We start from the raw sequence: 17,980 nt of genomic DNA, 5'->3' as shown, positions 1-17,980 counted from the left end.
CCCAATCAACGCAGGACGTATCCCAGCTGGTCGCTGCCTCATCACTTAGCACTTCAGTTCACCCGCGTGCTTGGCAGCAGATCGTCGCCCCACTCGCTATCAACGCCAGCAGTCTCCGCCTCACGCTGAGCGATTTCCTTCTTGCCTAGCTTCTCCGATTTGGCCGCTCGCTGTTGGCGAGGCGCGGCACCGAACTTGTCCGCCAGCTCCGCAAGGTCATGCTTGTCCAAGCGCTTGCCTAGTTCCTTCATCGCGCTGACGTCGCCGCCGATCGCCTTCTGGTACAGCGCCGCCCAGAGCTGGGCATCCAGCTGGAGCCGCGCGACCCGCCGGGCTTCGAGCAAAGGGGAATAATGCTTGCGCAAAGTCTTGGTCGACAGCCCAACAGCGGCCGCCACGTCCCCGATCGTATTCCCAATCGCCAGCAACATCATGATTTTGTTGCGGTTTTCATTGGTCGGCTCGTGTTCCGGCCGGCCGGCACCCTCTTTGGGTTCCTTGAGGGGCCAGCCGAAGAGGCTCAAATTCTCAGCCATCGAGAAAAAATTCTCCGAATGCGACCCCAAGTGGTTGGAGCCCCTTGGCCTCCTAGACTTTCGACCCCCCCTCCCCTTGGGGGTCTGCCCCGAGGCGGCGGCCCCGCTCCCGCAGGGTTTTGCTGGTGTGCGACGAGCCGCAGCGACCCATGACATTGTCCGGATCGAACGGAGCCCCGCCGTCTTTAAGTTCGACGATGTGGTCAAAGAAGATGCGCTGCTCTAGCCGGTGTTCGGCCTTGCACTGCGGATCCTCGCAGCAGTGACCCTTGGTTAAGATAAGCAGCGGCCACCGCTCTTCCTTGAGCAACTGGCAGAACTCACGCCATTCAGGCGACAGGTAGAAGGGATCGGCCTCTTTGCCAGACGGCGGCTTGACACGCCGCATGTCCCTGGTGGCCACGCGCGACGTCAGCATCCTGATGCCCATCGCCCTACCCCGGAAACGCAAAAGGCGCCCCGGTTGCCCGATGCGCCTGTCTGTAGACCTGTTTTGTTGTGGTGAACCTATGTCAAACTTTCACATCACGTCAAGCGATTCGACATTGATGTAGTGGATCACCGGCGCCTTATCGTTCCAAGGCTCGGCTGAGCGGCGCGGGCCGGTCGCTTCAAACCCCTGCAAACGTCCGCTCAGCCGCTGCTGCAGATCCCGGAGCGCTTCCCACCAGACCACATATTGCAGCCGCACCAGGTCCAGGCCGCTGGGCATGTAACCCTCATACTCGTACTCCCAACCCAGCAGCCCCCGGCACTGGGCTGGGTCTTGCCACCGCTTCTTGTGTCTCCCCTTCCGATCATACACCGGCACCCATCGGCCGATCCCCTCTTCGCCCCACTCGATCGGCGCCATGTTGCGGCCCGCCAGTACCACCAGGGCCGCTGCCTCAATTGGCATGGCGTCAATGACTGCCGCCACCCGCTGCGCATCGGGCGATACCTTGTGGGAGGAGCTGCCGCCCCCATCAATGCGGGAGCCAACGGCCAGATAGGCTTCCAACCGATCGGTCGCTGTTGCCCCGCCGGCGAGCTGGCGTAGCTCCTGGGCAATGCCACTGCCCCGGCTCACATCGGCATGTTGCTTTGCCAAAGCCCAGACCACCAGGTCTTCAACATCGATCTTAATCTTGGCCACAGCATCAACCTCACTCTTAGAGGGTCTAAGAGGGTTCAAATTGACCCTCTCTCGAAAGAAAGATGAACAGATAGAAAGAGATAAAGAGGGAGCGGAGGGTGGTGAGGGTTGCCCCATAACGCATGACCGATTTACCGCCGCTCCGCAGGGGTAGAGAGAGACCCCCAGACCCCCTTCTATATATAGGCGAAGCACAACCCTCTTGACCCTCACAGATATTGGGTAAGCAGTTGAAAAGACTGTTGATTTGCCGGCGAGAGATTTGCCATTCACCCTCTCGCAAACCTCTTGACCCTCTGTCGCAGCGCGCAAGCGCTGAGAGGGTCAAGACTTCCGTTTTCTGTCTGCAAGAAGGGGGTGCGGGGCGCGGCGCGGGAGTGGCGAATCGCCTCCTGTTGCCCTCTTTGGCGAGGGTCAGGGCCTGCTAGTAGCCCGGGTCATCTGCGTCACGTTTGGGGGGAGTTCCATGATCGGCATGGAGGCCGGGGACGTCGCGCAGCTTGACGTCCAGGTAGAGGTAGTAGCCGCCGCGCTTTTTCTGGTAACCCAGCTCACCCAGCTTATCGCCGAACGATCGCTGGCTGGCATTCTTGAGGCCGTTAATTTTGCACCAGGCCTCATAGGCGGTGTAGAGCACGCCGGCCTTGACGGTCTCACCCTCAGCCTTCTCGATCGCGACCTCGGCGAACACGCTGACGTTGTCGCGCTCTTCCCGATAGTCCTGGGTGAAGGCAGTCACTTCGGGTGGAATGAAGGCGTCCAGCCCGTGCGTCAGGTAAAGCAGCAGCCCTTCGATCAACCAGTTGAGGATGCCTGATCGTTCGGCATCGAGCTTGGCCGCCAGCAGGGTTGGCGCAATGCGTTCCTCTTCCGGGATGCGCACCCCCCAGAGGATCAGCAGCACGCGGCGCCAAATGCCATAATCGGTACCCGAAATTGCCGGCTTGGAGTTGCCGGACAGCATGGGCGTGAACTGGGGCGTGAACTCAAAGAAGTCCTTGTTGAGGAAGCGCGCCAGGATCTTGGTGCCCCCGGTCAGCGACTTGATCAGCTCTTCACGCAAGGGCGTGTTTTTGGGCAGCTCTTCGATCGTCACCAGGCGCGCATTGTGCAGCCGAGCGATATCGGGGTTGGCCTGCTGGCCCGCGCGCTGCCCGTCACCGGTGATGGTCTCCGGCGAGGCGATCTGGCGATAGCTGCCGGCAATGCGGGCAATGATCTCGAAGAACGCGGTCTTGCCGTTGGCGCCGGTGCCGTAGTGGTAGAATAGCCGCTGCTCATCATTGCCGGCGAGCAGCAGCGCATAGGCAGTCGAGACCTGCAGGAAGATGCGCATCCGGGCGTCCGGATGCACCTTGAGCAGGAACTGGTCCATGAAAAACGGGCACTCGGCATCGGCATGGTACTCGACGTCGGCGATCTTGGTCATGAAGTTCGATCGATCGTGCTCCAGGAACTCGAACCTGCCAACTTTCCGGTCGCTGCCTTCGGGCCGCTCCGGATCCAGCTCGCGCCAGAAGCGCAAGGTACCATTGCCCACATTGAACATCATGGCATCGGAATCGAGCCGGTCGATTGGCAGTGACTTGAGCGACTGCGCCTGCTGCAGCATGCCGGCAGTCTTGCCGGTGTTGCCCGAAGTGACCGCCCAGGCGCGGCGCTTGCTGCGTTTGGCCGAGATCTGCTTGCGTACGCCGATCGCCTTGGCCATCACACTGCGGTCGGCCGAGGTCAGCTTGTCGTCAGGCTTTTTCATGGCGTCATCGGCGAGCTGCAGGATCCGCTTCTGCGCTTCGCTGGCCTCGATTTCGAACGCCTCGAGCTTGATCTTGTCGACGATCTCCTGCGCCATCAGGCGGACGTCAAGATCCGCTTCGTCCCGCAGCCAGTGGGTACCGCGCCAAACCAGCCAGCCGAGGCCGGTCACATAAGCCAGGTGATCCCCAAACCACGCAACCAGGCGACGGCCGTTGTCGCGGTCGTTCTGATCCATCGCTGCGCACCACCGGATGATGATGCGCTCGTTATCGGTCACATCGCCTGGTGGACCACCTTCACCATCATCATCGATGTCGGGGACGTCGCTTTCATCAATGCCGGGATCGTCCGCATCGGGCTCTGGCGGCGCGGTATCGGCCTTCGGCTTGCCGGCGCGCTTGCGAGGCTGCTTGGGCGCATCCTTGCCACCATCGACAACAGTGAGCTTCACCGGGCGCTTCTTGCCCATGGCCTCCTGGACAGCCTTCTTCTTGTCGTCGTCTGGGGTGTCAGTCACGCTGTCACCCGCACCAGGTCGTTAAGGTCCTTGCCGTCGCCGATCGGCGGCACCAGCTGGCAGTTCAGGTATGGCAGTTCAGGACGCTCAACCCGGGCGCGCTCGCGCCGCTCGAGAGCCCTGATGAGGCCTCGCGTGGCCTTCTCTACGGTCTTGGTTTCCGGCTCGTCGCTGTCGCAGAGGTAAACCAGCTCGTCGCACCAGTCGGGCGGCAGGAAGCAATCCAGATCGTCCAGATCCGGCCGCTCTTCATGCCGGTGGTTGTCGATGTCGCGATAGGCCTTGCCGCTCATATTGCCGAGGTCGACGCCGGCCCAATAGGCCGTGCCCGGCTCGAAATTGTGCGCCATGGCGGTGAGGGTGGTCTCGATGCCCTCCCCCATGACGATGCGGTGCACCGTCTTGGGAGTATAGAGCCGGATGGCGCCACCCCGCTTTGTGCCGCGCACCTTCTTGGATGGCAGCAACTCCAGCTCGCCGGTTTTCTTGTCGGTCCGTGTAGGGTGCCGCAGCACGGCCTTGCCTTTGGGCTGGTCTAGATCCAGCCAGGTCTGGTGCACGGCACCGAACTGGTGGTTCGGCAACACCACGGCCGCGACCATCGCGGGCCCGGAATGGATGGTTTCCCAGCGGCGCCGATCGCCATCGATCACCTCGACGACATAGTCGAGATGGCGGATCTCGCGCAGGCCGACCTTGTCGAACTTGATGGTTGCCGGCAGGCCGCGCAGCTGCAGGTAGTCGGCAACGCCGCCGGCGCCGATCGGCATTGGCTCGGCGGCACGGTTCCAGACCGAAAGGCCTTCCGAGATCGCGCGCAGCCGCCGCTTTTCTTCCTCGGCCGCACGCTCCCGCTCACGCTGCTCGGCCTTGAGCGCGATCTGAGCCATCTCCTCGGCCGAGATCGGATCGGCCACGGTGCGGCCGGTGATCAGCTCGCAGGCGCGAATGAAACCGACTTTCTCGGTTTTCATCACCAGGTCGATTACTCCCCCGCCACTGAGGTCGCAGCGCCGGCAGTGGAAAGTATTCTTGGTGGTGTGAATAGCGAAGCGATCCGTCCCGCCGCAAAGCGGGCATGGTCCAGCCTTGTCGGTGCCGAGGCCGAGCTTCCAGCCTTTGAAGTCCGACCACATCCAGCACGTCACCATTAGGGCGTCTTGCTTCAGCGTTTCGAGCTCGGGGGAAAGGCTCACTGGTTCGCAAGCTCCAGCAGCACATCGGCATGACAGGGCTTATTTAGAGGGCACCAGCAGGCGAGGTTTTTCCCCCTGATCTGCGACAAACCTTCTTTCTTTAGCCAGTCCGGGAAAGCCCAGTGCAGAGTGTTTGGATGGCAATTGTCCGCGAACTGCAGCTTGCCCGGACCCATCTCGAAGGACTTGGTGCCGCCCGAGCAAAGTTCCCGGTAAGCTTTCACTGCCTCGGCTACGTCAGTGTGGATGAAGGGGTTGCCGAACATGCTTGGGCGGCAGACCTTCACCGTGTTTGGCGGCATCCTCCAGCCTTTCTTGCGTGAAAGCTGAACGCGCACTGGCTTCGTCATGCCGGCACCGCCTCTCGGAAATAGCCATGCCCCTGCAGATCACGCAGCAGCCGGCGCGCCTGCTTCTGGGCGGACTGGTCTAGTGCCGGCGCATTGGCCAGCTCCACCACGCTCCCCTGCTCCGAATAAATCGCTGCCTGCGCCTGGTCGAAAGCGGAGCCCTCTACAAACAGGTAGATCTCCTGGACGTGCAGTTCGGCGAGCAGGTAGAACACGATCAGCGCGAACTTGGCGCAGCTGGTTTGATCGGCCAGATAGGGCTTGATCACCACGTCATAGACAGCCCAGCTACGCCGGGCGAGCTTGACCTGGTCAGCTTGTGGACGCCCGGCTAACGCCTCGACTTCGGCCGCTTTGAGCCAGGCGGTCACCTGCACGGCTTCCGGGTCGGTGCGATCGGCAACGCCATAATGCACTACCGACAACAGCAGCCGAACTGGCAGCAGCGCCTGCACAATATGGCGGTCAGTATGATACGCCATCACACCCGCTCCACGGCGCTGCGCGCTTCGATGTCGACCAGGGCTTCCAGCAAGGTGCCAGCTGGCGATTGTGGCACCGCCACGATCTTGCCCATACGGTTGATGTCGCCACGCGACATGGCGCTGCACAGCTCCTGCAGCGTGGCGCCCCGCTGCAGCGCGATGGAGATGATTATTCCAAGGTCATGCCAGAGCGCGATCGAGCGCTCGCTGCGCCGGTTCTCGCAATTGACGAACACTTCACCGATCCGGCCATCGGGGTAGCAGCTATAGCTGACGGTCATCGTCTCTACCTGCTCGGCCGGTGTGCCGGCGCTGTGATGGTGGTCGAGCTGGAAGGTCTCGCCGGCTCGACGAGTGGGGAGCTTTTCACGCGCCATCGCTGCCATCCTGATCGATAAGTTCATGCCAGCGGTCAAAGCCGTTAGACTTGTTGTGGGTACGCTGCGCCATCTCGCTCAAGCCCAAGCGCGCTTCTGCCTGCCCGATGCAGGCAAGAACATCGGCGATCTCACGCTCTAGCTCGTGACGGTTGGCGCGACCGGTCGCGGGATCGATCTCGTCAATACCGTGGATAATGCAGCGGGCGGCGCGAGCGCCCAGCTCGTTGCACTCTTCGGCAAGCTTGCCGAGCACAGCCAACCGATGCTGATCTTGCTCAGGAATCCACGCGGTGATGATGGCGTTGGCCACTACACAGCCTCCCCGAAATAGATCGTGTTGGTGGAGAGTCCCTTGTTGTAGAGCTCGGTGATGGTGCGGGCCAAAACCGTGTCGGCTGAGCCGCCGGAAAGCTTGCGAAACGCCTCGGCATGGGCGGTCAGCTCAGCGAAGCTTTTGGGCGCCAGCACCTTGATCAAACGATCCCTGTCCACCCGCTCATTGCCGCGGATGATGCGGGCGAGAGCGGTGATCAGGGTGCCGCGCAGGGACTTGGCATCGTCTGGCCAGGCGGCGCGGATGATCTTGAGCGCGGCCACGGTGGCATTGTCACCAAAGCGATCAAGGCACCGGCTGATGGCGCCCACTGCGCCGGTCTGCCCGGCCTTGTAGGCAGCCTGGGTGCGAATGATGCTGCAGCCGGCCTTCTCGACCGCATCCCGCACCCGAACCGATGCCGAATCGCCCGAGGCCAGGCCAGCCCAGTAGATTTCGATCGTGGACACGGCGCGGCGGGCACGATTGATGGTCAGGAAGTTGTCGGCCTCAGCTGCTGTGCCGGCAACGCTGATGATCAACGCCGGCACATGCGTGACTTCAGGGTGCTGCTGCGCCGCCCTGACACGGTGCTGGCCGTCGGTTACCTTGAACCGGCCGCTCGCCTGCTCGGCTAGCACCACGGCGCCGAAATGGTCCCAGCGGAAACCGTCAACGATGCGCTGTACACTCTTATCGTCGGCCGCACGCTGATAGGCAGCATCAACATCGATCAGACCGACTTCAACCCAGTCGAGACGCGGCTTGGAGCCGATCCCGCTTACGTGTTCTGGCATGGCTGTTTTCTCCTCAACAGCAGGCGGGATGGAGGGGGTGGGAAGAGGGGGCTCTGCGACCGGCACCGGCAGAGCGGGCGTGGACGCTGCTAGCGCCGGTGATGCCGGCGAGGCCACGACTGCAGTGGGCAAGCCCTCACGCGACGAGACGCGCGGCAACTCACCGTCCCGGGCGCGCTCGAGAATGTTTTCAAGCTCCTGCTCGGCCAAGCCGGCCCGCGCCGCCAGTTCTGCAACCGGGCGGCCGCTTTCGCAGGCGAGCAACAGGCCGAACACGGCATTGGGCGCGCGAGCGAGCGTTGCTGCCACTTTGCTCATGGCTTCACCTCGATCGGTACGATGCGGCGGTTGTAAAAATTTGGGCCACCATCAGCCTGCATGGTGACGGCTTCGAATTGCGCGATGATGCTCTTGAGCATCGGCACATGGCCTTGGTGGAAGGTCATACCGAAGACCTCGGATGGCACGCTCACTTCCAGCTTGTGGGCGCCGCTGGGCTCGAGCACGGCGCGGGCGATGATATCTTCGACGGGGATGCGGGGGCCTAGTCTTGGCATGGCGCTGCCCTCCGCTTGTTGCTGGCGGCAACAGCCAGGCGTTGCCGATCGCGGCTGGATATCTCCATCACGCGAGCGCGGTTCTTGACGTAGTTGCGATTGCCGGGCCGGCCGATCAGCTCGGCGATCGCCGCCACGCTGTCGCCGCGCTCATAGCCGGCGCGGATCACCTGGTCGGCTTCGGCCGTGGCGAGCGGAGCGGCAGAGCCCGAAGGCTCCACCGACTTACCCGTGGCCTCGTGGACTGTTGCCGTCTCTCCGGCTGTCACGTCCATATAATCAGACGTTGCAGACGGTGCCCGGGCGCCGTCACCCCTACTCGCCACCTCGGCCTCATCAGGCCCGCCAGCCACCGCTGGCGGCACGGTCACCAGATACCCTGAATTGGCGTCATCGGCAGCTTTCGCTACGGGATGGGAATGGGCGGGGTCGGACGCATGACCATCGACCCCGCCTGCTGCGCTTGCATCGGTCGAGGCCGCAACCACCCCGGAGGAGGACCCAGCCAGCGCGCCAGGTACCGATTCATCAGCCGGGGCCTCATAGCCCCAGCGAACCCAACCCGGCCGCGCCACGCGAGCGTTGAGCTCGATCTTGGGCAGGGTCGGGTAATAGCTTTCGATGATCTCATAGAACCGCTCGGGCTTGGCCGAGTGCTCGCCCACCGGCGCATCGATCACCGAGGCAAACTGGTCGCCCATGGCTGGCGCCGGCACATTGCCGCGCGTGCCGACAACCAGCAGTTCGTGCTTGTTGCGGAACCAGTAGCCGGTGCCGATCCGATCCTTGTGCCAGATCAGGTGCGACTTGTAGGTGAAGCCCCAGGCCGCCATGACCTCGAGCCCCTCGACCAGCATGGGCACGGTGAGCCAAAGCCAGAGCACGCAATCATCGGCCGCGAGCGAACCCACGTCCCGGCTCTTGATCGCCTCGAGCCCCGAGGTCGGATAGTGGTTATCGGCCGAGCGATCCATGCCCGCTTCCGACCAGGTGCCGAACTGCCATTCCGGATCGGCATAGATCACGCCGAATTTGGCCTCGGGCAACGCCACCTGCTTGGCGCCCAGTTGCGCTTCCCGCTCAGCCCGCTTTGCCTTCTTGTCGGCCGTAGAGGCGTCCTTGAGCGGATTGACCATGACGGCATCGCCAGACAGGATCTTGTCGCGGGCCTTGCCCATGGCCGCTTCAAACGCGGTTTCATCGAGCGAGGCGAGCTTTTGCGAGCGAGACGAAAGGTGTTTGCTGACGCCGATCTCTTCCAGCGTCACGCGCTGAAATGGTTCAGGCCCCTCACCATTGTTTTCGTCACCATCGGTGAGATTGGAAACAGCGCGCCGGCCGATGCCGAGCTGGCCGCTTTCATGAGCGGATTTCAGCAACTCGCCCAGCTTGCGCTCTGCCCGGGCGATGATCTCGCTGGCATCGGCAATGATCGTGCGATCTTTTGCCTGCTCGCCATAAAGGCGCATGCGCACGGCCTGGTCGCGGATATCCTTGACCTCGTCAGTGCGTCGCGCTTCGGCCAGTGCTTCCTTGGCAACGGAAAAGAGGGCGAGTTCGGTCATTCCGCCGCCCTCCCCGCTTCATCTTCCACCTGCAGCTTGAGCGCAGCGAGCTTGGCCATGGCTTCGTCGACCTCGCGGCCGATCCGCTCGGCATCGGCTTGGGACACGGTGCCGTCGCCCAGGCTTTCGCCCAGCGCAACGAACACATCCGAGGTTTCCTTGAGCGTGGCGGCGGTGACGGCGCCGAGAACAGTGCCAGTGCGCGCCACTTGGGGCACCGGCACCAGCAGATAGCCCGCTAGGTCGGCCAGCTTGCGCGTGACGATCGGCTGGCCGCACTCGGCCTCGATATCGGCGATCACATCAGCCGGCATGAAGCGCTCGGCATGATCCTCATTGGTGCTGCCATAGCGGCTGAGGCCCTGGTGATCGACGCGCGTTACCCGCGCAGCATCAACCGGCCCGCCGGAGGTGCTGATCAGCTGGCGGGTCGCCGCCTTGAGCTTCGCATAGTCGCTGGCAGGGAGCTGGCGCGCGGTCATGGTGCGAAACCTCGATCTGCTGCGCCATGACGACCATGGTTTTGCCATGCGATGGCTTGGGCATGAACAAGCTCATCGCCCCATACCAGCCCAGCCAAGCGCTTCGATCCGCTATCGCGGCATACCGAAGGGCCCGCGATCGCCGAAATGCACGGCATGGCAATGATGAAAGCGGCGAAGAGGAAGACGGCGAAAAGAACGATGGCGAAAACGCCGGCGGCCAGGCGGTCGCCCGCCGCAAGGGCGTCTGATGACCGGCTCATCGGCGCGCTCCATTCAGGACTGTATTGATCGTGCTGCGGTTGATGGCGAGCAGCCGGGAAACATCGGCGGTCGGCTGTCCCGAGCGCACGATGTGGCGCAGCGCATCAGCGCGGGCGCGGCGATCGGCAGCGGTCAGCGGGCGCGACTTCATGATTGCGCCTCGCCAACACGCTCGACGGTAGCATCCAGGAAGGTCTGGATCGCCGAGAAGGTACGGAGGTTAATCGAGCCACCTGCCCGCAGCCGCGCGACCAGTTTCCCGTCGTTGACGGCAAGCCGACCGAAGGTGCTCTCCGCAATGCTCTCGCGGGCGCAGTGCGCCTCAATCCGGGTTAGTAGCTGGGTGATTTCGCTCATGTGCCTATCACTGGTGGGCTTTTGCCCACGAGTCAATAGGCTATTTCCTCAGTGCAATGGGAAGCCCATCGTGAAATGTTCTCACCATGGCTGACAAAGAAGATATCCAGCGCGTTCAGGAACTGATCGACGCCAACAATCTCAACATGAAGGCGGTGTCCCTTGCTGCAGGGCTCGGCCCAACCTTCGTGCGAGACATGCTTAAGCGCGATCGTCAGCCAAGCTTAGAGAACTACAAGAAGGTGATGGATGCGATCGCACGGCTGAGTGGGCGGGTGCTGCTGGATCCACCTTCATCAGACGTGGCGCCTGCGGATTATGAGCAGCCCTACCGCAACCAGTTGCCGAGAGACATCGACGTTGTGGCTGCCGTCGCGGGATCAGATCCCGCGCGTGGCTCATTTCAGTTCTCTATGGATCCCATTGATCGCGTCGCACGCCCACCAGGGCTAATCGGCGTAAAGGGCGCTTACGCTGCCTTTGTGGAGAACGACTCCATGTACCCGATGTATCAGCCCGGGCAACTAGTCTACGCGAGCCGAGTACGACCTCCCGCACCAGGCGATGCGGTGATTATACAGAACTATGGTGAGAACGAAGGCGACTTTGGCGGCTTCATCAAGCTGCTGGTGCGCCGTACCGCCGACTGGGTGGAATGCAAGCAGTTCAACCCAGAAGGTCCGGTAAAGTACCGGAACCACAAGGGCCTTATCCTGCACCGAGTTTATACGACCAACGAGCTGTTCGGCATCTAGTGGACTGACTTTTGATCGGGCCGAAAAGCCTCGAGCGCCTGCCGGATCTCGCACATCACAAATTCGTCTGGCTCAGCTAGCTCGGCGTCATCCCCGCCGATCTTTCCAACCACCGGGACTACTAAAAAGCCCATCCCCTCACCCTCCTGGCTCAGTAGGCTGAACCTGAAATGAGGGAACACCCGATGAAGGTAGGACCGTAGCTGCGCACGGATGTCCAGGAGATAGTCATGAACTTCGGGGCCACTGATGATGACGAACTCAACAATTTCACTACTACACCGCACTGGTTTGTTCCCATTCCGTTCACGGCTGTATGGATTCCAGAACTCTGCTTTTGAGTCGAGTCGAATCATTAACGAGAATGCCGCCTGCCTATCGCCTGCCTATCTGCCTACTTGACCGATGGGCAGAAGCCCACCATAACTAGCGCCCACAAGCGACACCATTCCGGTGCGTGGAGGGCACAATGCTTTCACTCGATTCCCGCCGACCAGAACTACGCCGCTCCGACATGGGGGAAGACACGCTGGCCAACCGAATGGCCGAGCTCGTCGTGGCCAACGCCCGCAAGGGCTATCCCACTACCCTGGAGGATCTGCACGCCGAAGACTTCACCAGTGATGAGATCACCACTCACTTCCCAGCTGCCCGCCGTATTGCCAACAGGGTTCTGAAGGACCGCGACGTTGCCGATGACGCCGTTGAGTACGATCGCGCCGGCCGCATCGAGAAAGCCGCCAACATCGTCGCGGGCATGATCCTCAGCGACAGCGGGTCCATCATCACCACGCTGCGCAGCTCTGGCTTCCCCACCAAGGAACTTGGTCAGCTTTACCCCGAGATCATCGATCGCACCGTGGCTCTGGTCCACGCTGCGCGCGCCAGCAACCCCGCACAGGTGCAGTGATGGAAGCCCGGCTTGAGCGGCTGATTGAGGCGATCCAAAGCGACCTAGGCATGGCGGCGGTTACGCTTGCCGCCATTGTCCTCGCCATTGCTTGGCTGGTGCAGCCATGAGTCCCCTGCATTCAGGAGTAATTGGTATCGCGCAGTCGAAAGCAGCATTCGATGTTCTGGCTGAACGGCGCCGGCAGATCGAGGCGGAAGGCTGGACGCCCGACCACGATGATGAGCACCGGAGAGGTCAACTCTCCCGCGCAGCCGCGGCCTATGCCTATTTCGGCTCGTTATTGGACGAAGAGCGCGAAAGAGGGGCTAACACCGACAGCTTCACCACCTTCATCATCCGCCATTTGTTCCCAAGCTGGGGCACTGTTTATGGCGGCTGGGATTGGCACTGGTGGAAGCCAAAGACCCGGCGTGAGGATCTTGTCCGCGCGGGAGCCCTCATCCTCGCCGAAATAGAGCGGCTTGACCGTGACGCCTTAAAAGAGGGCAAGTGATGCGCTTTCCCATGGAGTTCTATGGCGTCTTCTACCTCGGCTGCCTTTGCGGCGTGATGCTGTCCATCGTGGTCCAGAACGGAGGCCCCCGATGACCGCCGGTATCGTCTTCGGCTTGGTCTGCATCCTTCTGGCCGCCACCATCAAGCTTGCGAGCCTGCTGAAATGACCCTCGCCAACGGTTCAATCATCACCACCCCATACGGTCTGGGCGTCGACCTGTCCGAGCTCTACCCGGACATGATCGAGGCGCGCGACCTCGCCCATCTGCTCAGCCGTCGCGAATGTCGCGGCGGCAACACCGAGCTGCCATCCTATTCGGTGGCTCAGCATTGCCTCTTGTCTGCCCGGGCGTGCCGGCTCCCGGCCTCACGTCCCTATGCGCTGCTCTATCGCGCGCCGGCCGCTTACCTCGGCTGGATGGAGCCCGAACTCAAATGGTGGCTCCTGGAACATGGCAGCGACATCATCGGGCTGGAGCGCCGCTTGTTCGGCGCCATGCTGGAGCGCTTCAACCTGCCGGCACCGAGCGACGCCGTGCAGCAAGACGTTGACCAGGCCGAACAGCGCGTCGACGCCACCGAGTGGCGTGACGTGCTCAGGGGCAAACCAGCCGGTCGCCTGCCCGCAGCACCGCCCTTGCCTACGCGGATCACCTTCAAGCCACCGTTCAAGGCGCAGGACGAATACTGGGTCGCCCTGGAACGCGAGCTGCGCCCCTACTGCGGCGAGGCGGCGTAAGGTGGAGCCGATGGCCGATCCCGCAGACGACGAACCCTTGACGCTGGCGGAGGCCTGCCAGCTGATCTTTCGTGATACGATCTCCCCCGCTACATTGCGGGCTGAGGCGGATCGCGGCCGGCTGGTCATCGAGCGGATTGGCCGCCGTGATTTCGTAACCCGCCGCGCTATCCGGGAGATGCGTAAGAAATGCGAACTGGCACCCGCGCCAAAGGCCCAAGGCTCTGGCTCCAGCCGGAACGAGTCCGTAAGGACGGCACCGTTGAGCCAGCCGTCTGGTGCATCCGAGACGACGGACGCTACAAGCGTAGCACTGGCTTCGGTGCTCATGATCGCGGATCAGCTGAGCGGGAACTCGCCCGATACCTCGCGGCGAACCACGCGCCCGCGAAGCGCCAAAGTGATCCATCTGAAGTCCTGATTCTTGATGTGCTCGGGCTTTACGGCCGCGACATAGCTCCTAAACACTCCCGTCCCAAAGAGACAGCCGCGCGGATCAAGCGGCTTGCCCTGTGGTGGGGCGTGCCCTTCACGGCGATGCAGAGCATCAAGCAGCTCGGCTTGCCGGCGCAGCGCCTGACGGGCCACGTCACCGATGTGCGCACCGCCACGTGCCAAGCCTATGTCCAGCAGATCGGCAGAGAACGAAGCGCCAGCATGGATCTCGAGCTGCTGCGCGCAGCGATCAATCATGCTGTGGCTGAGCAGCTGCTCGAGCGGCCCGTGCCGGTCGCGCTACCACCCAAGTCCCTGCCCCGTGAACGTTGGCTCACGCGCTCTGAAGTGGCGAAGCTGGTGTGGATGGCCTGGCGCGATCGACGTCAGAACAATGGCATGTCCGGCGAGGCTGACGAGTGGGGAAAGCGCAAGCACCTGGCACGGTGGATGCTCATTGCCCACTATACCGGCACGCGTAAGGCGGCGATCCTCAACGCCTCATTTCGCCAGGAGGTAGGGCGCGGCTTTATCGACCTAGAAGCGGGCCTTTGGCACCGTCGCGGCTCAGGCGTGCGCGCCACCAAGAAGCGGCAGCCACCCGTGCCGTTGCCAGCTCCGCTGCTAGGGCACCTGCGCCGCTGGAAGAACGCCGGCCAAACCTATGCCGTGGAGTTTGGCGGCAAGCCGATCGACAGCATCGACAAGGCATTCCGCAACCTGGTACGCGACTGCGAGCTCGAGGGCGAAGTCATCCCGCACACCTTCCGCCACACCGCGATCACTTGGGGCATGCAGCGGGGCATGGATCCATGGGATGCAGCCGGGTATTTCGGAATCAACCTGCAAACCCTCATGGATGTTTACGGGCACCATCACCCCGATCATTTGAGAGAGGCCGCAGGCAAGATGGCCCGGCCCAGGCAAAAGACATCGTCGCGGTAGCTTCGCAGGTTGATTAGTGCGTGAGGAGGCGCCAGCTTAGGCGTTCAATTTGGGGCCCGACATGGACATAACAGCTTTACTAGTAGCGACAGTTTGGCCGGTAGCGTTGCTGGCGTTCTTTTGGCCCGTTCGTTCCAGGCTTGCCACTGGTTGGGATGGCATAGCGTCGTTCTTCAAGGATCGGAACATCAAAGCCACTGGTCCCGCCGGCCTAGGCTTGGAAACCACCACTAAGGCAGCGCTCGACGCGCAAAAAGACGACCCACCGCTATCTAACTTTCCGGCCGCAGCGGCAGAGCCAGTACCTAACAATTCTGTGGTTCCTATCGCAATAATGCCGCCAAGCGAGAGTGCTTCAGTCAACGAAATTGAGGGCGCCGTCTTACAGAACCTCCTCGCCACCGTGGATCCTTCTGCCCAGTTCGCCACCCTGCTCCGTGACTTGGCGACTACGCGGGTAAGGGCCAGCAACGAGTTCTTTTACAATCGGATCTTCGGCAGCCAAATCGCCGCCCTGAAGGCACTTAACCTCGCCGGCTACCTGGGCACGGCAGACTTAGAGACATTCTACGCAAGTGCTCGAGAACGGTGGCCAGACGTCTATGCAGCGTTCCCTTATAGCGCTTGGCTCGACTTTCTGCTGCAAGGGCTGGTGCGAGAGAATGCAGATAGGTTTGAGATTACAAATCACGGCCGCGCCTTTCTTAGCTACATCATCGAGCAGCGACTAACCGAAGTGAAGGCGTTCTAACCCCCGACACTTTCCGACACCTTTCACGGAACAAACAGGCATTTTGCGTCGCGGTCCCCGCCTGAAAGTCCCGGAACACTGCGGATCGCACTGGCGGCTACTGCTTCGGGAGCAGGGGGTCGAGTGTTCGAATCACTCTACTCCGACCAACCAAACCGGGCCTCTCAGGAGGTCCGGTTTTTTCTCGCCGTTCCCCGCGAACTTGGCTTCCCTTGGTGCCAGTATTACCGTGTTCGCGTTCGGCGGGATGGAGAAGGTGCATGGGCGCAGCAATAGCGATCGGGCTCGCAATTGGAGCCGCAGTCGGCCTGACAGTGCTGGACAATTTGGCGATCGGCGTTGCCGTCGGCTTAGGCGTTGGCGCAGCTTTAGGAGCGTTGCTCGGGAACAGGTCGTAAGCAGCACGCGCGCAAGATCGACCGCTCCTGTTCCAGCCGCGCCCTTCCCTATCGCCTCGCGGCACCATCCCTGCCGCCCTTACCCCTCGCGAGAATCCTGTTGCTAAGTAGATGCTCGGACCAGTAGGGCTGGGGCGCAGTTCTGCAACATTGAGGGATATCATGAAGAAGTTTTCGGCAGTCATCGCGTTGGCGATGCTGTGTGCCAGCGTTGTGACGGCGTCGCGCTCGACCGCAAGGTCAAGATCAACAACAAGACGTCCTATGTGATCACCGAATTTTATGCCTCCAATACCGGCACCGAAAACTGGGAAGAGGATATTCTGGGCAGCGATGTGCTGGCTTCAGGCTCCAGCGTGATGATCAATATCGATGACGGCAGCGGTTACTGCAAATACGATTTCCTGGCCGTGTTCGATGATGGCGACCAGCTCGTCTCGGCCAACAACAATGTCTGCGAACTCGCCGAGTTCGATTTCACCGAGTAATCTAGGCAAGGGAAAGCAGCTCGGGGGATCGCGGGCTGCTTTCTTTTTGGTTCGGCCTGTTCAACTTGCCGGCAAGGCAGCGCCCGGGAACCGGCGCCGCAGCCAGGGGCAAGCCCCTGCCCTACCCTCTAATGGGCGTGGTGATGCCCGCGCAAAAAGGCTTCTTCAAACGGCCGGCGGCTGACTTCCATTTCCTTGCCCGCCAGATAAACCGCCTCGGGCTGCAGCAGGGTCGAGCCTTGCCGGCGGGTGCCGACCACATCCTCGAACACATAATTGCTGTCGTACTCGCGCAGCACGGTGATGTCGGCGGGCGCGCCCACCCCCAACTGCCCCAGTTCGGGCCGGCGGATCGCCAGGGCCGAGCGGCTGGTGGACATGCCGATGACTTCAGCCAGGCTCAGCCCACAATTGAGCAGCTTGCTCATGGTGTGGAGCATATCATAGCCCGGCCCCTCGACGGCAATCACATGCACGTCCGAAGAGATGAGGTCCGGCTTGAAGCCGTCGCGCAGCGCCGCTTCCGCGGTGTCGTAGCCAAAGGCGCCCATGCCATGGGCGATGTCGAACAGCACGCCACGCTCCCGGGCGCGCCAGACGGCATCGAGCACCTTGCCATCTTCGCCGATCGCTGAATTGGGATCGGGGCGATAGCAATGGGTGAGGATATCGCCGGGGCGCAGCATGTCGACGACGTCGGAATAGCTGGGCGGCGGGGTGCCGATATGGGTCATCAGCGGCAGGTCGACCGCTTCGGCCGCTTCCAGCGCCAACTCCAGCGCTCCCAGGCCCAGATCGCCGGTGACGATGCCGCCAATGCGCACCTTAACCCCAATGATGCGGTCGCGATTGCCTTCGATCTTTTCCACGCACCGGTGCACCGGCAGCATGGATCTTGCGGTGGCCTCGCCGATCGAGACATCCTTGTCGAAGCCGAAAATGCCCGGGAAGGAAATGTTGAGAAAGGCGAGGATGCGATAGGGCGAGTGGTTCATCACATAATCGCGGAACCCGTCATAATTGCCGGCGCCGGCGCTGCCGGCATCCACCAGCGTGGTGCAGGCGGAGCGGCGGGCGATGAAGCCAGGATCGACGCTGAGCGACGTGGCCTTATGATAAACATGGGTGTGGATGTCGATGAGCCCGGGCGCGACGACGCACCCCGCCACATCGCGCACGGCGGCCGTGCCGGCCTCGATGGCCGGCGCCACGGCGGCAACCTTGCCGGCCTTGATGGCAAGATCGAACTGGCCATCGATGCCATTGCGTTCGTCGATGACGCGCCCGCCCTTGAGCACGAGGTCATAACTGGTTCCGGGCAAAGCCATCGGAAAGCTCCTTGAAGTGTGCCGCTCGCGGGGTGGCCCCA

The 17,980-nt window shown here is 62.1% G+C and carries 24 protein-coding genes; 8 read left to right on the top strand and 16 right to left on the bottom strand.

Going from position 1 to position 17,980, the window contains the following annotated elements:
• Positions 1-53: 53 nt before the first annotated feature.
• From HRU92_RS00890 to HRU92_RS00830, 13 genes are all read right to left on the bottom strand, one after another.
• Positions 54-566: an AraC family transcriptional regulator gene (locus HRU92_RS00890; RefSeq protein ID WP_173087353.1), complete on the bottom strand. Its 513-nt coding sequence runs from the start codon at positions 564-566 to the stop codon at positions 54-56.
• Positions 567-588: 22 nt separating this feature from the next.
• Positions 589-966, bottom strand: coding sequence for an HNH endonuclease (locus tag HRU92_RS00885; protein WP_173087351.1), 378 nt, complete (start codon positions 964-966; stop codon positions 589-591).
• Between the two features lie 90 nt (positions 967-1,056).
• A complete protein-coding gene (locus HRU92_RS00880) occupies positions 1,057-1,671 on the bottom strand; it encodes a hypothetical protein (protein ID WP_173087349.1) in 615 nt (204 codons plus the stop codon).
• A gap of 424 nt (positions 1,672-2,095) precedes the next feature.
• A complete protein-coding gene (locus HRU92_RS00875; RefSeq protein ID WP_173087347.1) occupies positions 2,096-3,946 on the bottom strand; it encodes a phage/plasmid primase, P4 family in 1,851 nt (616 codons plus the stop codon).
• On the bottom strand, positions 3,943-5,142 hold the full coding sequence (locus tag HRU92_RS00870; protein WP_173087345.1) for a primase-helicase zinc-binding domain-containing protein: 1,200 nt from the start codon (positions 5,140-5,142) through the stop codon (positions 3,943-3,945). Before HRU92_RS00870 ends, HRU92_RS00875 begins: the two co-directional genes overlap by 4 nt.
• A complete protein-coding gene (locus tag HRU92_RS00865) occupies positions 5,139-5,492 on the bottom strand; it encodes a DUF4326 domain-containing protein (protein ID WP_173087344.1) in 354 nt (117 codons plus the stop codon). Before HRU92_RS00865 ends, HRU92_RS00870 begins: the two co-directional genes overlap by 4 nt.
• Positions 5,489-5,974: a hypothetical protein gene (locus HRU92_RS00860; protein ID WP_173087342.1), complete on the bottom strand. Its 486-nt coding sequence runs from the start codon at positions 5,972-5,974 to the stop codon at positions 5,489-5,491. The genes HRU92_RS00865 and HRU92_RS00860 overlap by 4 nt, the downstream gene beginning before the upstream one ends.
• Positions 5,974-6,354, bottom strand: a complete 381-nt coding sequence (locus HRU92_RS00855; protein WP_173087340.1) for a hypothetical protein — start codon at positions 6,352-6,354, stop codon at positions 5,974-5,976. Before HRU92_RS00855 ends, HRU92_RS00860 begins: the two co-directional genes overlap by 1 nt.
• On the bottom strand, positions 6,344-6,667 hold the full coding sequence (locus HRU92_RS00850) for a hypothetical protein (protein WP_173087338.1): 324 nt from the start codon (positions 6,665-6,667) through the stop codon (positions 6,344-6,346). The genes HRU92_RS00855 and HRU92_RS00850 overlap by 11 nt, the downstream gene beginning before the upstream one ends.
• Positions 6,667-7,785, bottom strand: coding sequence for a DUF6551 family protein (locus tag HRU92_RS00845; protein WP_173087336.1), 1,119 nt, complete (start codon positions 7,783-7,785; stop codon positions 6,667-6,669). The genes HRU92_RS00850 and HRU92_RS00845 overlap by 1 nt, the downstream gene beginning before the upstream one ends.
• Positions 7,782-8,024: a hypothetical protein gene (locus tag HRU92_RS00840; protein ID WP_173087334.1), complete on the bottom strand. Its 243-nt coding sequence runs from the start codon at positions 8,022-8,024 to the stop codon at positions 7,782-7,784. Before HRU92_RS00840 ends, HRU92_RS00845 begins: the two co-directional genes overlap by 4 nt.
• A complete protein-coding gene (locus HRU92_RS00835) occupies positions 8,012-9,589 on the bottom strand; it encodes an MT-A70 family methyltransferase (protein WP_173087332.1) in 1,578 nt (525 codons plus the stop codon). The genes HRU92_RS00840 and HRU92_RS00835 overlap by 13 nt, the downstream gene beginning before the upstream one ends.
• Positions 9,586-10,071 (bottom strand): phage regulatory CII family protein, encoded by a 486-nt coding sequence (locus HRU92_RS00830; protein ID WP_173087330.1) that lies wholly within the window; start codon positions 10,069-10,071, stop codon positions 9,586-9,588. The genes HRU92_RS00835 and HRU92_RS00830 overlap by 4 nt, the downstream gene beginning before the upstream one ends.
• Before the next feature lie 62 nt (positions 10,072-10,133).
• Between HRU92_RS00830 and HRU92_RS00825 the strand changes: the two genes are divergently transcribed.
• Positions 10,134-10,322 (top strand): hypothetical protein, encoded by a 189-nt coding sequence (locus HRU92_RS00825; RefSeq protein ID WP_173087328.1) that lies wholly within the window; start codon positions 10,134-10,136, stop codon positions 10,320-10,322.
• A gap of 8 nt (positions 10,323-10,330) precedes the next feature.
• On the opposite strand, the gene HRU92_RS00820 is transcribed toward HRU92_RS00825, so the two are convergent.
• Both HRU92_RS00820 and HRU92_RS00815 read right to left on the bottom strand, forming a co-directional pair.
• The gene (locus tag HRU92_RS00820; protein WP_173087326.1) at positions 10,331-10,486 is read right to left on the bottom strand and encodes a hypothetical protein; all 156 of its coding nucleotides are present in this window, start codon (positions 10,484-10,486) and stop codon (positions 10,331-10,333) included.
• A complete protein-coding gene (locus tag HRU92_RS00815; RefSeq protein ID WP_173087290.1) occupies positions 10,483-10,692 on the bottom strand; it encodes a hypothetical protein in 210 nt (69 codons plus the stop codon). The genes HRU92_RS00820 and HRU92_RS00815 overlap by 4 nt, the downstream gene beginning before the upstream one ends.
• An 86-nt stretch (positions 10,693-10,778) precedes the next feature.
• Between HRU92_RS00815 and HRU92_RS00810 the strand changes: the two genes are divergently transcribed.
• The 7 genes from HRU92_RS00810 to HRU92_RS00780 all read left to right on the top strand — a co-directional run bounded on the left by HRU92_RS00810 (position 10,779) and on the right by HRU92_RS00780 (position 16,611).
• Entirely contained in the window at positions 10,779-11,447 is a 669-nt protein-coding gene (locus HRU92_RS00810; RefSeq protein ID WP_173087325.1) for a helix-turn-helix transcriptional regulator, read from the top strand.
• A gap of 469 nt (positions 11,448-11,916) precedes the next feature.
• Entirely contained in the window at positions 11,917-12,357 is a 441-nt protein-coding gene (locus HRU92_RS00805) for a hypothetical protein (RefSeq protein ID WP_173087323.1), read from the top strand.
• A 106-nt stretch (positions 12,358-12,463) separates the two neighbouring features.
• Positions 12,464-12,853: a hypothetical protein gene (locus tag HRU92_RS00800; protein WP_173087321.1), complete on the top strand. Its 390-nt coding sequence runs from the start codon at positions 12,464-12,466 to the stop codon at positions 12,851-12,853.
• Between the two features lie 165 nt (positions 12,854-13,018).
• The gene (locus HRU92_RS00795; protein ID WP_173087319.1) at positions 13,019-13,594 is read left to right on the top strand and encodes a hypothetical protein; all 576 of its coding nucleotides are present in this window, start codon (positions 13,019-13,021) and stop codon (positions 13,592-13,594) included.
• 189 nt (positions 13,595-13,783) lie between these two features.
• Positions 13,784-14,974, top strand: coding sequence for a site-specific integrase (locus tag HRU92_RS00790; RefSeq protein WP_173087318.1), 1,191 nt, complete (start codon positions 13,784-13,786; stop codon positions 14,972-14,974).
• Positions 14,975-15,035: 61 nt separating this feature from the next.
• Positions 15,036-15,725 carry a hypothetical protein gene (locus HRU92_RS00785; protein WP_173087317.1) on the top strand — a complete coding sequence of 230 codons (690 nt, stop codon included), beginning with the start codon at positions 15,036-15,038 and terminating at the stop codon, positions 15,723-15,725.
• Positions 15,726-16,323: 598 nt separating this feature from the next.
• Positions 16,324-16,611: a hypothetical protein gene (locus HRU92_RS00780; protein ID WP_210259481.1), complete on the top strand. Its 288-nt coding sequence runs from the start codon at positions 16,324-16,326 to the stop codon at positions 16,609-16,611.
• A 128-nt stretch (positions 16,612-16,739) separates the two neighbouring features.
• Here the strand turns inward: HRU92_RS00780 and HRU92_RS00775 are convergent, their stop codons facing one another.
• Positions 16,740-17,939: an amidohydrolase/deacetylase family metallohydrolase gene (locus HRU92_RS00775; protein ID WP_172122641.1), complete on the bottom strand. Its 1,200-nt coding sequence runs from the start codon at positions 17,937-17,939 to the stop codon at positions 16,740-16,742.
• Between the last annotated feature and the right edge of the window lie 41 nt (positions 17,940-17,980).

It is taken from the genome of Devosia sp. 1635, from assembly GCF_013185955.1.
Taxonomy (GTDB): Bacteria; Pseudomonadota; Alphaproteobacteria; order Rhizobiales; family Devosiaceae; genus Devosia.
Note: the sequence above shows the minus strand (reverse complement) of the source record. Positions and strands in the feature narration are given on the sequence as shown.